Genomic DNA, 15190 nt, shown 5'->3' on the forward strand with positions numbered 1-15190 from the left:
CACGAAGAAGTAATCGAGCAGCAAGCAGTCCGGTAGCCGGGGGAGGTCGGCGCGCCACATGCACGTATCGCATCTCTCGCTCGCCGACTTCCGCTCGTACGCCCGGGTCGAGGTCCCGCTCGACCCGGGCGTCACCGCGTTCGTGGGCCCCAACGGGCAGGGCAAGACCAACCTCGTCGAGGCGGTCGGCTATCTGGCGACCCTGGGCAGCCACCGGGTCTCCTCCGACGCGCCGCTGGTCCGGATGGGCGCCGAGCGGGCGATCGTGCGGGCCTCGGTCGTCCAGGGCGAGCGGCAGCAGCTGGTCGAGCTGGAGCTGAACCCGGGCAAGGCCAACCGTGCCCGGATCAACAGGTCGTCGCAGGTCAGGCCGCGTGACGTGCTGGGGATCGTGCGGACGGTGCTGTTCGCGCCGGAGGACCTGGCGCTGGTGAAGGGCGACCCGGGGGAGCGCCGCCGCTTCCTGGACGAGCTGATCACGGCGCGTTCGCCGCGGATGGCGGGCGTGCGCTCGGACTACGACCGGGTGCTCAAGCAGCGCAACACGCTCCTGAAGAGCGCGGCGCTGGCCCGGCGGCACGGCGGGCGGCAGATGGATTTGTCGACCCTCGACGTATGGGACCAGCACCTGGCCCGGGTCGGCGCGGAGCTGCTGGCCCAGCGCCTGGATCTGATCGCCACGCTCCAGCCGCTGGCCGACAAGGCGTACGAGCAGCTGGCGCCGGGCGGCGGTCCGCTGGCGATGGAGTACCGCGGCTCGGTCGGCGACGGTATGCACGGTGCTTCGACGCGCGAGGAGCTGTACGGGCTGCTGACCGAGGCGCTCGGCGCGGCCCGCAAGAACGAGATCGAGCGCGGGGTGACGCTGGTCGGCCCGCACCGCGACGATCTGCTGCTCAAGCTGGGACAGCTGCCCGCCAGGGGGTACGCGAGCCACGGCGAGTCCTGGTCGTACGCGCTCGCGCTGCGGCTGGCCTCGTACGACCTGCTGCGCGGCGAGGGCAATGAGCCGGTGCTGGTGCTCGACGACGTGTTCGCGGAGCTGGACAGCCGGCGGCGGGAGCGGCTGGCGGAGCTGGTGGCGCCCGGTGAGCAGGTGCTGGTGACCGCGGCGGTGGACGACGACGTGCCGGGCGTGCTGTCCGGGGCCAGGTTCGCGGTGTCGGAGGGCGTCGCGGAGAAGGTCACACCGTGAGCGGGCGACGGAGCCGGTGATGAGCGGCGAGCAACCGGACCGGCCCTCCGAGGAGTCCTCGGAGCGGCAGCCCGGCGCCGACCAGCCCAAGCCTCCGGAGCTGTCCGGTATCGACCTGGCCCGCCAGGCGCTGGTCGCCGCGAAGGAGCAGGCGAAGGCGCGGGGCGCCGCCGCGCAGCAGAAGAAGCAGGCCCGCCGCGGCGGCCTGCGCTCCGGCGCGCGCGCGGACGGGCGCGACCCCTTGCCGCTGGGTGCGGCGATCAACCGGCTCATCACGGAACGCGGCTGGGAGACCCCGGCCGCGGTGGGCGGTGTCATGGGGCGCTGGCCGCAGCTGGTGGGCCCGGAGGTGGCGCAGCACTGCGAGCCGCAGAAGTACGACGAGGACGCGCGGGTGCTGACGGTGCAGTGCGACTCGACGGTGTGGGCGACGCAGTTGCGGCTGCTGGCGCCGCAGCTCGTGGCCCGGCTGAACCAGGACCTCGGGCAGGGCACCGTAAAGCTGATCAAGGTGCTGGGTCCGGGCGGTCCGGCGCGGCGGTACGGGCCGCTGCGGGCGCCCGGCAGCAAGGGTCCCGGGGACACGTACGGCTGAGGTGAACGCGTGGTACGGCTGAGACTCCGCTCACCGTAGCCGGAGGTTGACAGCCCGAAGCGCTGAACGCCCTCTAGAGCGCCCTGGGGCCCCTTCGCAGATATGGGGAGTCGGCCAACGGCACTTCAGGGCGGCACATGACGACTCAGGCGCCCGCAAACCCCCATTAGTGTCGGCGCTACCGGTAGACTGGTAGCAATCCCGCCCACTCGCGGAACATGTCGAACGACGCAGCCGCCCTGCTTCTGATGGAGGCGGCTCGTGCTGTGCCAGAAAGGGCGCTTCGTGGCCGACTCCGGCGACCTCAACGAGAACAACACGGCTTCTACTGAAGAGGGGGTTCCTGCCGGCGCCAGTGGCGACTCTCCGGAAGAGAAGTCGTACGACGCCAGCGCGATCACCGTCCTTGAGGGCCTGGACGCGGTCCGTAAGCGCCCTGGTATGTACATCGGCTCCACCGGGGAGCGTGGTCTGCACCACCTCGTGTACGAGGTGGTCGACAACTCCGTCGACGAGGCGCTGGCCGGGCACGCGGACACCATCGACGTGACGATCCTGCCGGACGGCGGCGTGCGCGTCGTCGACAACGGCCGCGGCATCCCGGTGGACATCGTGCCCTCGGAGAAGAAGCCGGCCGTCGAGGTCGTGCTGACGGTGCTGCACGCGGGCGGCAAGTTCGGCGGCGGCGGTTACGCGGTCTCCGGTGGTCTGCACGGCGTCGGTGTCTCCGTCGTCAACGCGCTGTCGCAGAAGGTCTCCGTCGAGGTCGAGCGGGACGGCTACCGCTGGACGCAGGACTACAAGCTCGGTGTGCCGACGGCGCCGCTGGCCCGCAACGAGGCCACCGACGAGACCGGTACGACGGTCACGTTCTGGGCCGACGGCGACATCTTCGAGACGACCGAGTACAGCTTCGAGACGCTCTCGCGCCGCTTCCAGGAGATGGCGTTCCTCAACAAGGGCCTGACGATCGCGCTCACCGACGAGCGCGAGGCCCATGTGGACGAGGAGGGCAAGCCGCTCACGGTCAAGTACCACTACGAGGGCGGCATCGTCGACTTCGTGAAGTACCTGAACTCGCGCAAGGGCGAGGTCGTGCACCCCACGGTGATCGACATCGAGGCCGAGGACAAGGAGCGGATGCTCTCCCTCGAGGTCGCGATGCAGTGGAACACCCAGTACACCGAGGGCGTCTACAGCTTCGCCAACACCATCCACACGCACGAGGGCGGTACGCACGAAGAGGGCTTCCGCTCGGCGATGACGGGTCTGATCAACCGTTACGCCCGGGACAAGAAGCTGCTGCGCGAGAAGGACGACAACCTCACGGGTGAGGACGTCCGCGAGGGTCTGACGGCGATCATCTCGGTCAAGCTCGGTGAGCCGCAGTTCGAGGGCCAGACCAAGACGAAGCTGGGCAACACCGAGGCCAAGACCTTCGTGCAGAAGGTGGTCCACGAGCACCTGACGGACTGGCTCGACCGCAACCCGAACGAGGCCGCGGACATCATCCGCAAGGGTATCCAGGCCGCGACCGCGCGGGTGGCGGCCCGCAAGGCCCGTGACCTGACCCGCCGCAAGGGTCTGCTGGAGACGGCGTCGCTGCCCGGCAAGCTGTCGGACTGCCAGTCGAACGACCCCACCAAGTGCGAGATCTTCATCGTCGAGGGTGACTCCGCCGGCGGTTCGGCCAAGTCCGGCCGTGACCCGCAGTACCAGGCCATCCTGCCGATCCGCGGCAAGATCCTGAACGTGGAGAAGGCGCGGGTCGACAAGATCCTGCACAACAACGAGGTGCAGGCGCTGATCTCGGCCTTCGGTACCGGTGTCCACGAGGACTTCGACATCGAGAAGCTCCGCTATCACAAGATCATCCTGATGGCGGACGCCGACGTCGACGGCCAGCACATCAACACCCTGCTGCTCACCTTCCTCTTCCGCTTCATGCGGCCGCTGGTGGAGGCCGGGCACGTCTACCTCTCCCGCCCGCCGCTCTACAAGATCAAGTGGGGTCGTGACGACTTCGAGTACGCGTACTCGGACCGGGAGCGCAACGCCCTGATCGAGCTCGGCAAGCAGAACGGCAAGCGGATCAAGGACGACTCCGTCCAGCGCTTCAAGGGTCTGGGCGAGATGAACGCCGAGGAGCTGCGGGTGACGACGATGGATGTCGACAGCCGGGTGCTCGGCCAGGTCTCGCTGGACGACGCGGCGCGCGCCGACGACCTGTTCTCGGTGCTGATGGGTGAGGACGTCGAGGCCCGGCGCTCCTTCATCCAGCGCAACGCCAAGGACGTCCGCTTCCTCGACATCTGAGCCCTGTCGGCCCTCCCCCGCCCGACGGCGGGGACCGCAGCAGCCGCAGCTCGAAAGGATTTAGAACAGCAATGGCCGACGAGAATCCCCCTGTGACCCCGGACGGCGTGACCGTCGACGGCACCGCAGCCGCCATCGAAGGTGTCGGTATGCGCGTCGAGCCCGTCGGGCTCGAAACGGAGATGCAGCGCTCCTACCTCGACTACGCGATGTCCGTCATCGTCTCGCGTGCGCTGCCCGACGTGCGGGACGGCCTCAAGCCGGTGCACCGCCGCGTCCTGTACGCGATGTACGACGGCGGGTACCGCCCCGAGAAGGGCTTCTACAAGTGCGCCCGCGTCGTCGGCGACGTGATGGGTACGTACCACCCGCACGGTGACTCCTCCATCTACGACGCGCTGGTCCGCCTGGCCCAGCCGTGGTCGATGCGGATGCCGCTGGTGGACTCCAACGGCAACTTCGGCTCGCCGGGCAACGACCCCGCCGCGGCCATGCGGTACACCGAGTGCAAGATGAAGCAGCTCTCCATGGAGATGCTGCGGGACATCGACGAGGAGACCGTCGATTTCCAGGACAACTACGACGGCCGCAACCAGGAGCCGACGGTCCTGCCGGCGCGCTTCCCGAACCTGCTGATCAACGGCAGCGCCGGTATCGCGGTCGGCATGGCGACCAACATCCCGCCGCACAACCTGCGCGAGGTCGCCGCCGGTGCCCAGTGGGCGCTGGAGAACCCCGAGGCGTCCAACGAGGAGCTGCTGGACGCGCTCATCGAGCGCATCAAGGGCCCGGACTTCCCGACCGGCGCGCTGGTGGTCGGCCGCAAGGGCATCGAGGACGCCTACCGCACCGGCCGCGGCTCGATCACCATGCGTGCGGTGGTGGAGGTCGAGGAGATCCAGAACCGCCAGTGCCTGGTGGTCACGGAGCTGCCGTACCAGGTCAACCCGGACAACCTCGCGCAGAAGATCGCCGACCTGGTCAAGGACGGCAAGATCGGCGGCGTGGCCGACGTCCGCGACGAGACCTCCTCGCGTACGGGCCAGCGTCTGGTCATCGTCCTCAAGCGGGACGCCGTCGCCAAGGTCGTGCTGAACAACCTCTACAAGCACACCGACCTGCAGACGAACTTCGGCGCGAACATGCTCGCCCTGGTGGACGGCGTGCCGCGCACCCTGTCGCTGGACGCGTTCATCCGCAACTGGGTCACCCACCAGGTCGAGGTCATCGTCCGGCGGACCAAGTTCCGGCTGCGCAAGGCCGAGGAGCGGGCCCACATCCTGCGCGGTCTGCTCAAGGCACTGGACGCGATCGACGAGGTCATCGCGCTGATCCGGCGCAGCGACACGGTCGAGGTGGCGCGTGAGGGCCTGATGGGCCTGCTGACCATCGACGAGATCCAGGCCAACGCGATCCTGGAGATGCAGCTGCGCCGGCTGGCCGCCCTGGAGCGCCAGAAGATCACCGCCGAGCACGACGAGCTGCAGACGAAGATCAACGAGTACAACGCGATCCTCGCCTCGCCGGAGCGCCAGCGTCAGATCATCAGCGAGGAGCTGGCGGCGATCGTCGAGAAGTTCGGCGACGACCGGCGTTCGAAGCTGGTGCCCTTCGAGGGCGACATGTCCGTCGAGGACCTGATCGCCGAGGAGGACATCGTCGTCACGATCTCCCGTGGCGGCTATGTGAAGCGGACGAAGACCGACGATTACCGATCGCAGAAGCGCGGCGGCAAGGGCGTACGCGGTACGAAGCTGAAGGAAGACGACATCGTCGACCACTTCTTCGTCTCCACCACCCACCACTGGCTGCTGTTCTTCACCAACAAGGGCCGGGTCTACCGGGCCAAGGCGTACGAGCTGCCGGACGCCGGCCGGGACGCGCGCGGCCAGCACGTGGCCAACCTGCTGGCCTTCCAGCCGGACGAGCAGATCGCGCAGATCCTGGCGATCCGCGACTACGAGGCCGTGCCCTACCTGGTGCTCGCCACCAAGGGCGGCCTGGTGAAGAAGACGCCGCTCAAGGACTACGACTCGCCGCGCTCCGGCGGTGTCATCGCCATCAACCTCCGGGAGACGGAGGAGGGCGCGGACGACGAGCTGATCGGCGCCGAGCTGGTCTCCGGCGACGACGACCTGCTGCTGATCAGCAAGAAGGCGCAGTCGATCCGGTTCACCGCCACGGATGAGGCGCTGCGTCCGATGGGACGCGCCACCTCGGGTGTCAAGGGCATGAGTTTCCGCGAGGGCGATGAACTGCTCTCGATGAATGTGGTGCGGGCCGGTACGTTCGTCTTCACCGCCACCGACGGCGGTTACGCCAAGCGCACCTCGGTGGACGATTACCGCGTGCAGGGTCGCGGTGGCCTCGGCATCAAGGCCGCCAAGATCGTGGAGGACCGGGGTGAGCTGGTCGGCGCCCTGGTGGTCGAGGAGACGGACGAGATTCTCGCCATCACGCTGAGCGGTGGCGTGATCCGTACGCGGGTCAACGAGGTCAGGGAGACGGGCCGTGACACCATGGGCGTCCAACTGATCAACCTGGGCAAGCGCGATGCCGTGGTCGGTATCGCACGTAACGCCGAGGCCGGTCGCGAGGCCGAAGAGGTCGACGCGGGCGCTGAGCCCGAGCCGTCCGACGAGGCGGCGGGTACCGAGTCCGCGGTGGCCGAGGGCGGCGAGCCCGCGGCGGAGTAACGCGAGGAGTAGGTCGTGAGTGGAGCCACGGGCGCTGCGGCGGGTGGAGCGGGAGACGGCAAGAACTCCCGGTCGGGACCCGCGACCGTGACGGACGACAGCGCCCGTGGCTCCGCCACGTCCGGCGGCACCTCGACCGAAGGCTCCAACCAGGGGGGAACCGTGACCGACCGGCGTCAGCCGCAGCCACAGCAGCCGCATTCCGCGTCGCCTCCGCAGCCCCCCGCCCAGGGGCAGGGTCCGGGGGCCGGGAAGCAGGGCGGGGGCACCCAGGGCGGCCAGCAGCCGTACCAGCCGCCCCAGGCGTACCGATCGGGTGCGGGACAGGGCGCGGGGGCGCAGCAGGGGGTGCGTCGGCCGCGTACGGGCGCCAGTACGACGCCGCGTACGCGCAAGGCCCGGCTGCGGGTGGCCCGGGCCGACCCGTGGTCGGTGATGAAGGTCAGCTTCCTGCTCTCCATCGCGCTCGGGATCTGCACCATCGTGGCGGTCTCGGTGCTGTGGATGGTGATGGACGCGATGGGTGTCTTCACCACGGTCGGCGGCACGATCAGCGAGGCGACGGGGGCGGGTGACGGTGGCGGCTTCGACCTCCAGTCGTTCCTGTCGCTGCCGCGGGTGCTGCTGTTCACCGGCATCATCGCGGTGATCGACGTCGTGCTCGCCACGGCGCTGGCCACGCTCGGGGCGTTCATCTACAACATCTCGGCCGGGTTCGTGGGCGGCGTGGAGCTGACCCTCGCCGAGGACGAGTGACGCTCGCGGGCATCCTCGGGAGGGGCCGTCCGGCGGCCCCGTCCGGGGGCCCCTGGGCTCCCCGACCACGATTTTGGGAATGTCTCTGAAGTGCGCTAATCTTTCGGTGCAGCGCGGGGCTATAGCTCAGACGGTTAGAGCGCTTCCCTGATAAGGAAGAGGCCACAGGTTCAAGTCCTGTTAGCCCCACCAGCGCGGAAGAGGTCCCACCGGAAACGGTGGGGCCTCTTCCGCGTTCGGGGTGCGGGGCCGGCGCGGGCCCGGCGTACGGGGCCAGGGCGGTGACGGGCCGTGCACCGTTGCGCATTGGTCGGGCCCTAGGTCACCGATCGGTATCGGCCGGTGTGTATCATCGGCCCCCAGAGGTCCCCTACGTCAACGAAAGACGAGGTCGCGCGGTGAAGAAGCTTCTCCTGGTCGCACTGGCCGCCATCGGCGGGCTCCTCGTGTACCGCCAGATCCAGGCGGATCGCGCCGAGCAGGATCTGTGGACGGAGGCGACCGACTCCGTGCCCGCAGGTTCGGGTGTGTGAGACGCAGAGCAGTTCGTAGTCAACGTACGTACCCCGGTCACCGTGTGACGGTGACCGGGGTCTCGTGCGTCCGGGGGCGGGGCGGTACGCGGCGCGGCCGTCCCGGCGGGTTTGCCAAAGCACATAAATAGCTTGCAAAAGCAAATGTGGTGAGGGGTGGCTCGTGGTGAGGGGGCGTACGAAGAGGGGCGGGCGCGCCGGGAGGCTGGTGGCCGTACTGGTCCCCGTGCTCATGTCCGTACCCGCGTCGGCGACAGCCGCGACGGCGGGGCCCACGGCAGGTTTACGGGACGGCCCGCCCGCCTACAGGACGGCAGCCGACGCCCGGCCCGTACGAGGCACACAGGGCCCCTCCGGCGCGCCGCGGATCGCGCCCGGCACCTACACCGACACCCTCGCCCGCGGCGACGAGAAGTACTACGCCGTGCAGCTGGACGGGAAGTCCAGCGCCTACGTCTCCGCGGTGGCCGCGCCCCGGCCCGGCAGCGAAGTCGCCGACCACACCGACAGCCTGAAGGTCAGCATCCGGGACGCCGACGGCAACGCCTGCTCCCCGGGCGGCAGTACGTCCTTCCACGGCCGCGGCATGGCGTACCCGATCGCCGATTACGCGTCCCGCCGTATCGACGGCCCACGGACCAACTGCCGGCAGGCGGGCACCTACCACCTCGTCGTGAAACGGGTGGGCAAACCGTCCGCGGAGGGAGCGGGCCGCTGGCCCGTCGAACTGCGCTTCCAGCGCGAACCCGGTCTCACGGGCAGCCCGCCCCCACAGCCCGGCCCGGGCACCTGGTCCACCGCGACCCCCGTACCGCTGACCGGCGGCACGAAGAAGAACGCCGAAGGCGGCACCGGCTTCAACGACGCCGGGCCGATCGGCAAAGGGGTGTGGCAGGACCGGATCAGGCCCGGGGAGACCCGCTTCTACCGGGTGCCGGTGGACTGGGGACAGCAGCTGAGCGTGAGTGTGGAGCTGCCGGGCGGGGTGCTGGCGAATGGCGGCGCCGCGGTGCGGGGGCCGGGCGCGGTGGCCGGCTTGCGGCTCGTGGCGAGCGCGCTGGGGCTGGGCGTCTACAACCCGGCGCGCGGCCCGGTCAGCGACACCCGGTTCATTGCGTACGACGGGAAACCGGCCGCCGCCAAGTACGTCACCGCCCCGGTGGACTACGGCAACCGTTACAACGCCACCGCCCCGGTCAGCGCGATGCGCTTCGCGGGCTCGTACTACCTCGCCGTGTCGCTGCATCCGGACGCCGCGAAGTACTTCAAGGACGGCACCCCGATCACCTTGCGCGTCGACCCGGCGGGCCGCCCGCAACGCGGGCCCGACTACCGGGAGAAGACGACGGACTTCGCCGTAACGCCGCAAGAACGCGAGGCAACACGGGAGGGGTTGACGACGCAACAGGTGACTTCGCACAGCAACTGGCGCGTAGTGGGGTACGGAGGCATCAGCACGGGGGTGGTGCTGCTGCTGGCGATGGGGGTGTGGGCGGTGGCAGCGCGCTGGAGGAGTGGCGGGGCGGGGATGCGGCGCTGAACTGTGCGGGTGGTGTTGGGCCGTAGGCGCGGTGGTGAGGTGTACGTGTGGCCAGGTGCGCCCTGTGGCCGGTCAGCTGATGGACAGCGCCCAGACGCCGAACGCGATGCACAGCAGCGCCACCACGATCACCGGGACCGCGACCTTCGGCGGCGGGCCGGGCCTCCGCTGCGGTGCGGCCCGGTGCCGGTGGGACGGAGCGCGTCCTGAGGGCGGCAGGGGTTGTTGGTGGCTGGGCGTGTACGGGGGTGTGGGGGACTGGGCGGGCGGGTGGCCGAGGGGGTGCTGCGGGGGCAAGGGCGGTGGGGTGGTGGGCGGTTGTGGGGCCGCGTAGGGAGGCTGGAGTGGGCTGCCGGTTGAGGCTGGCTGTTGGGGTGGAGTGTGGGGCGGAGCGTGGGGAGGGGTTCGGGGTGGGGTGTGGGGTGGGTCTGTGGGCTGAGCGCCGGGCGGGTGCGTCCCGGAGTGGCCGGAGGCTGGCCGGGGGCCGGAGCTGGACGCGTGGCCGGAGCCGGCGGTCGGTGGTGCGAGGGGGAAGCTGCCGGTGTCGGACATGTTGGCCGGCGGCGGCGTGGGCGGTACGGGTGGCGGCGTCGACGTCGCCGGTGCGGCCGCCGGCTGGCCTATCTGCTCCGGCTGCTCCGGCTGGCCTGTCTGACCCGGCTGACCCGGCAGCCCAGGACGTTCCGACCGCTCCGGCGGCCCAGGATGTCCCGACCGCCCCGGCCGTGCCGGTCGCTTCGGCGGGCCGGACCGCAGGGGACCGTCCGGCCCGAAGCCGGACGGCAGCGGCCCGATGTGGTCGAAGACCTCGACGACCTCGTCCTCGATCGTCGCTTCCGGCAGCAGTTCGGCCGCCGCGAGCAGCGCCTTGCGGGCACCCACGGCCGTCTTGAAGCGCAGTTCCGGGTCCGGCTGCAGCAGATTCGCCAGCACCTGCCACAGCGGCTCCGCGATGTCCTCGGGAGCCTCCGGCGTACCGTGCTCCGCGAAGTGCTCGATCAGGCCCTGCGTGTCCGGCTTGGCCCCGGTGAGCAGGTGCACAGCGACCAGGCCGACCGCGAACAGGTCGCCGGGGAAGTCCGGCTCGGCGCCCAGCATCTGCTCGGGCGCGAAGTAACCGGGCGTACCCACCACGTAATTGGCGTCGGTCAGCCGCGGCTCGCCCTTGCGCATCGAGATGCCGAAGTCGGACAGCCTCACGTGCGGGCGGCCGGTGCCGGTCGCCTCCAGCAGGATGTTGGCCGGCTTGATGTCGCGGTGCACGATGCCCTCGGCGTGCACCGCCGTCAGCCCCGACAGCAGCTGGTCGAGCAGTACGCACACCAGGCGCGGCGGCAGCGGCCCGTAGTCCCCCACGAGGTGGGCCAGCGAACCGCCGTGCACCAGGTCCATGGTGAACAGGACCTTGTCGTCGTCCGCCGCCCAGCTCGCGGGGGCCAGCACATGCGGGTGGTCGATCCGTACGGCCTGCTCGCGTACGAACCGCAGCAGCGTGTGCGCGTCGCTCTGCTGCAAAACCTTGGCCGCCACGTACCGGCGCCGCCGCTGGTCCCAGGCGCGCCAGACAGCGCCCACGCCGCCCCGCCCGATCGGGTCGATCAGCTCGTACCGACCGGCGAAGACCTCACCCATTGCGCCCCGTCCGCCTACCGAACCACCGAACTGCCCGCCTTCCGGGGGCCGTCGCGCGCGCCGCCCCCGGCTGCTCGCCGTCTAACTCTGGTGGGCCTCGTAGTGGGAGACCGCGTCAGCGGTGCGGCCCGCTCCGTAAACCCTGAGGAACTCTGCCAGTTCGGGGTGGGTGGGGGCGAGGGTGTTGGCGGCGTCGATGATGTCGCCGGCGGCCGAAACCGAGCGCAGAAGCGACTGGATTTCGCGCACCACCCGCCGTACCGTCGTCGCCCCCGTGGAGGACGTGGTCTGCGCGGTGTTGTTCAGCACCGAGCCGCCCGCGGTCTTCTTGATCTCGTCCATCCGGTCGGTGGCCTCGGCGGCGCTCACGCTGCCGTCCGCCACCTGCCCGGCCAGTTCCTGGAGCGCCTGGACCCGCTGGACGACGGCCGGGTTGCCGATCTTCGCCCGCTGACCGCTCATGAGCTGGGACAGCATCGGCGCGGAGAGCCCCAGGACGGACGCGAGCCGGGCCTGGTTGAGGCCGAGATCGTCGATGAGACGGCGGAACAGCGCTCCGAGGGGCTCGCCGTACCAGCTGCGCTGCAGCTCCCGAGCGCGCGCGGTGGCTTCTTGCTGTGCTGCGTCCATGGCGTCTCCCCTGTCTCCCCGATCGCGCTTCGCTGCCGCGAATCTCGCGAAGCATCCTACGGAGAGCACCTGCGCCCGGCGATACCCGGTCGGGAAACCTCCCGGGCACCGGGTACCCTGGTTCGCGACGGGGCCTTAGCTCAGTTGGTAGAGCGCTGTCTTTGCATGGCAGATGTCAGGGGTTCGACTCCCCTAGGCTCCACTCGTCAAACCCCTCCGACCTGCGCAAACGCGGTCGGAGGGGTTTTTGTACGGGTGCCTCGTGGTGACGTGCCGGTACGGGCGCGCCGGTGAGCGGCCCCAGGGGCAGGGCAGGAATCCGGCCCGGCAGCCGTCCGGTTTCCCGGCAGTCCGGCCGCCGCGGCGCTCGGGGTGAGGGTTTCCCTGCGGGCACCGGCCCTCCCTCTTCCGCATTCCGTATTCCTTCTTCCGATTTCCGTCGTGTGTGGCACGTCCGGGCATCGGGGAAATTCCGGGACGAGGCGAGCGGCAGGCCGAAGGAATGGCTGACGAGTGCCGGTCGTGAAGAACATCTTGTGGCGGTCGGGGAAGGAAACGGACGACGGATTACTCTCCGGCGTACCGGTCGGGCGTATCGGTATCGGCGGACGTAATTTTTCGTTGTTCTCGGGCGACGGTGAATTGAACGGGCCGGTGTTTTTTCAGGGAAGTTGAGTAAGGTGATATGTGCGGGTGGTGAGGGGATCGGGCCGAATACCGGCCAGGAGCGGGTGCGGATGTCGGTGGGCTGTCACCTGTTGTGGCGCAACCGTCATTTCACGGTCATTCGGCAGGGCAGCAGGCGACCAGGAAGGGCCGCGGGCCCGGTCATTGTCGCCGCGCGGGTGTGCAGCGGGACCGTGGCGACGAGGTGGAAGCGGCCGTCGGGGCGGAGGCTCGCGGTGAGGTGGCCGCCGGTTTCGGCGACCCGGTGGGCGAGGTTGCGGGTGCCGCTGCTGCCATGGGCGTCCGGTGTGCCGACCGGTGGTCGCCGCACCCCGTCGTTGACCATGCGCAGCCGGGCGAAGCCGGCACCGTGCTCGTCCGTGACGCCACACTCGATGAGGCAGTGCCGTGCCTCGCTGTGGCGCAGCAGGTTGGTCAGCCCCTCGCGCACCACCGTGGCCAGCACGGTGTCCGCGCGTTCGGGCAGTGGTCCGCAGGTCAGCTGTACGGACGCGGTGATGCCGACGTTCGCGAGCAGGGCCTTGGCCGCCTCGGCCTCCCGGTGCAGCGACAGCCTGCTGTAACCGTGGGCCACTTGACGCATGTCGGTGAGGGCCTGCTGCGAGATGTCGAGGATCTCCTCCAGTTCCTGCCGTACTCCGGCGGCCCCCTCCCCGGTGGAGGCCAGGCGCCGGGCGACCTCGCTCTTGAAGGTGATGGTGCAGAGGCTGGAGCCGAGCAGGTCGTGCAGGTCGCGGCCGAAGCGCTGGCGTTCGTTGGCGACGGCCAGCCGGGCGAGTTCGGCGCGGGAGCGGCAGACCTCGTCGACGAGGGCGTTGAGCCGGGCGAGCGCGAAGACGACCAGGCCGATCACGGCGGTGGCGAACAGGACGTGCAGGGCTTCCTGCAGGCCCAGGCCGGCCTTCAGGCGCAGGGCCGCGGTGGCGATCGTCACCGCGGCGAACAGCGGCCATGCGGCGTACCGCGGCAGGAGCAGCAGGATGGACGCGGCGAGGAAGCCCGGCATGCCCAGCCAGACCTGCCCGAAGTAGAGGAACGGCACGTAGGTGAAGAGTGCCTGGGCGGACAGGGACCACAGTGGTGACAGGCGGACCGGCATGAGCCGCGGAAACGAGTGCATGAACTGAATTGCTGTCAAAAGAACCAGCAGAACGGTGGCCACGCTCACGGCCGTAAACGGACTGCTGTATTCCACGAGATATACCAGCGCACAACCGAAGAGCACGATGTGCACGGATGCCGTGATGACGGCCGCCAGCCGCGGCATGAGGACGTCTCCGGCCCCTTCGGCGTCCGGTGTGGCGCTCGGGTACTGCTTGAGTCCCGCCTGCACACTTCCCCCTAACCCAGACACAACAGTCTGGGAGCCTAGACCGCCGTTACCTTCGGCTGGGAGGGCACACAGGAAACCTTTGCCAATACATGGTCGTCGCCGGTGTCGCAGCCGCCGTCTTTCCTGACCGGGTGCAACCCGGCCGATCCCGAGTCGTCGAATGACAGGCGCCGGTGCCCGGGTCACAGAAGAGACCGTGTGAAATTCACGGATGTCCCCGTTCCCACCGCACATGTGTATCGGGTAGCCCGGCACTGGCTACCGGACGTTCCTCGGACGAGGCTCAAGGTGCAACCGGACCAGTCAGGTCCGGCACCGACCAACGGGGAGACGCAACCATGGACGTCACCATGGACATCAAGGTGCTGGGTCCGCTCGGCGCGGAGGCGTGCGGCCGGTCGATCGTGCCGAGCGCGGGCAAGCCCCGGCAGATTCTCGCGCTGCTCGCCATCTACGGGAACCAGGTGATGCCGGTGCCGGTGCTCATGGAGGAGATCTGGAGCACCGAACCGCCGCGCAGCGCGCCCACCACCCTGCAGACCTACATCCTGCTGCTGCGGCGGCAGCTGAGCGCGGCCTGCGGCCAGGCCGCCGCGGCCGGTGCTGGTGCCAAGGACATCCTGGTCACCCGGCATGGCGGCTACTTGCTGCGGGTGCCGGCCGGCGCGGTCGACCTGCACGAACACGAGCGGCTGGCAGCTGCCGGACGCGAGGCCTTCGACCGCGGCGACGATGTCACCGCCGCCCGGCTGCTGCGGTCCGCCCTCGGCCTGTGGCGCGGCTGGCCCCTGGTGGACGTGCGCACCGGGCCGATCCTGGACATCGAGCGGACCCGGATGGAAGAGAGCCGCCTCGGCGTCCTGGAACTGCGCATCGAGGCCGATCTGCGCCTGGGGCGCCATACCGCGCTGCTCACCGAGCTGACCGAGCTGACGAGCCGGCACCCGCTGCACGAGGGACTGCACGCCCAGAGCATGGTCGCCCTCTACCGTTCCGGGCGGGCCTGGCAGGCGCTGCGCGCCTTCCAAATCCTGCGCGAGCGGCTCGTCGACGAACTCGGCCTGGAGCCCTCGCCCCGGCTGCAGCGGCTGCACCAGGCCGTACTGGCCTCGGACCCGGTCCTCGACGGCGGCACCGGCCACGGCATGCCCGTACTCGAACTCTTCGCCGCCTGACCGGGGCCGGGCTGGCCCGGGCCGGCCTGGCCTGGAGCGGGCCGGCCCGGACCGGCCTGACCTGGACTCAAGGCCGTCTCTAGGCGGCCCGCCGATGCTCGA

Annotated in this window: 12 protein-coding genes and 2 tRNA genes; 11 read left to right on the top strand and 3 right to left on the bottom strand. The window is 69.9% G+C overall.

Features of this window, described 5'->3' with window-relative positions; translation table 11 throughout:
• Nucleotides 1-58 precede the first annotated feature (58 nt).
• From recF to ACZ53K_RS12550, 8 genes are all read left to right on the top strand, one after another.
• Nucleotides 59-1195, top strand: coding sequence for a DNA replication/repair protein RecF (gene recF, locus ACZ53K_RS12515; RefSeq protein WP_468834606.1), 1137 nt, complete (start codon nucleotides 59-61; stop codon nucleotides 1193-1195).
• Between the two features lie 19 nt (nucleotides 1196-1214).
• Entirely contained in the window at nucleotides 1215-1790 is a 576-nt protein-coding gene (locus ACZ53K_RS12520; protein WP_468834609.1) for a DciA family protein, read from the top strand.
• A gap of 261 nt (nucleotides 1791-2051) precedes the next feature.
• The gene (gene gyrB / locus ACZ53K_RS12525; RefSeq protein ID WP_468834610.1) at nucleotides 2052-4106 is read left to right on the top strand and encodes a DNA topoisomerase (ATP-hydrolyzing) subunit B; all 2055 of its coding nucleotides are present in this window, start codon (nucleotides 2052-2054) and stop codon (nucleotides 4104-4106) included.
• Nucleotides 4107-4177: 71 nt separating this feature from the next.
• Nucleotides 4178-6802: a DNA gyrase subunit A gene (gene gyrA, locus ACZ53K_RS12530; RefSeq protein WP_468834613.1), complete on the top strand. Its 2625-nt coding sequence runs from the start codon at nucleotides 4178-4180 to the stop codon at nucleotides 6800-6802.
• A gap of 15 nt (nucleotides 6803-6817) precedes the next feature.
• On the top strand, nucleotides 6818-7558 hold the full coding sequence (locus ACZ53K_RS12535) for a DUF3566 domain-containing protein (RefSeq protein ID WP_468834615.1): 741 nt from the start codon (nucleotides 6818-6820) through the stop codon (nucleotides 7556-7558).
• Between the two features lie 115 nt (nucleotides 7559-7673).
• Nucleotides 7674-7750 (top strand) — tRNA-Ile (locus ACZ53K_RS12540).
• A gap of 206 nt (nucleotides 7751-7956) precedes the next feature.
• Nucleotides 7957-8091, top strand: a complete 135-nt coding sequence (locus ACZ53K_RS12545; RefSeq protein ID WP_003958712.1) for a DLW-39 family protein — start codon at nucleotides 7957-7959, stop codon at nucleotides 8089-8091.
• Nucleotides 8092-8299: 208 nt separating this feature from the next.
• A complete protein-coding gene (locus tag ACZ53K_RS12550; RefSeq protein ID WP_468834616.1) occupies nucleotides 8300-9631 on the top strand; it encodes a hypothetical protein in 1332 nt (443 codons plus the stop codon).
• Between the two features lie 72 nt (nucleotides 9632-9703).
• On the opposite strand, the gene ACZ53K_RS12555 is transcribed toward ACZ53K_RS12550, so the two are convergent.
• Complete coding sequence (locus tag ACZ53K_RS12555) at nucleotides 9704-11263, bottom strand: serine/threonine-protein kinase (protein WP_468834618.1); 1560 nt, start codon at nucleotides 11261-11263, stop codon at nucleotides 9704-9706.
• Nucleotides 11264-11344: 81 nt separating this feature from the next.
• Nucleotides 11345-11893 (bottom strand): helix-turn-helix domain-containing protein, encoded by a 549-nt coding sequence (locus ACZ53K_RS12560; protein WP_031007786.1) that lies wholly within the window; start codon nucleotides 11891-11893, stop codon nucleotides 11345-11347.
• A gap of 129 nt (nucleotides 11894-12022) precedes the next feature.
• Between ACZ53K_RS12560 and ACZ53K_RS12565 the strand changes: the two genes are divergently transcribed.
• Together ACZ53K_RS12565 and ACZ53K_RS12570 are read left to right on the top strand one after the other, a co-directional pair.
• A tRNA-Ala gene (locus ACZ53K_RS12565) sits at nucleotides 12023-12095 on the top strand.
• A 311-nt stretch (nucleotides 12096-12406) separates the two neighbouring features.
• Complete coding sequence (locus ACZ53K_RS12570; protein ID WP_468834620.1) at nucleotides 12407-12568, top strand: hypothetical protein; 162 nt, start codon at nucleotides 12407-12409, stop codon at nucleotides 12566-12568.
• A 97-nt stretch (nucleotides 12569-12665) separates the two neighbouring features.
• On the opposite strand, the gene ACZ53K_RS12575 is transcribed toward ACZ53K_RS12570, so the two are convergent.
• Nucleotides 12666-13913, bottom strand: coding sequence for a sensor histidine kinase (locus tag ACZ53K_RS12575; RefSeq protein ID WP_468834622.1), 1248 nt, complete (start codon nucleotides 13911-13913; stop codon nucleotides 12666-12668).
• 350 nt (nucleotides 13914-14263) lie between these two features.
• Between ACZ53K_RS12575 and ACZ53K_RS12580 the strand changes: the two genes are divergently transcribed.
• Nucleotides 14264-15088 carry an AfsR/SARP family transcriptional regulator gene (locus ACZ53K_RS12580; protein WP_468835234.1) on the top strand — a complete coding sequence of 275 codons (825 nt, stop codon included), beginning with the start codon at nucleotides 14264-14266 and terminating at the stop codon, nucleotides 15086-15088.
• The last annotated feature ends 102 nt before the right edge of the window (nucleotides 15089-15190 follow it).

The organism is Streptomyces sp. NPDC033221 (genome assembly GCF_055577005.1).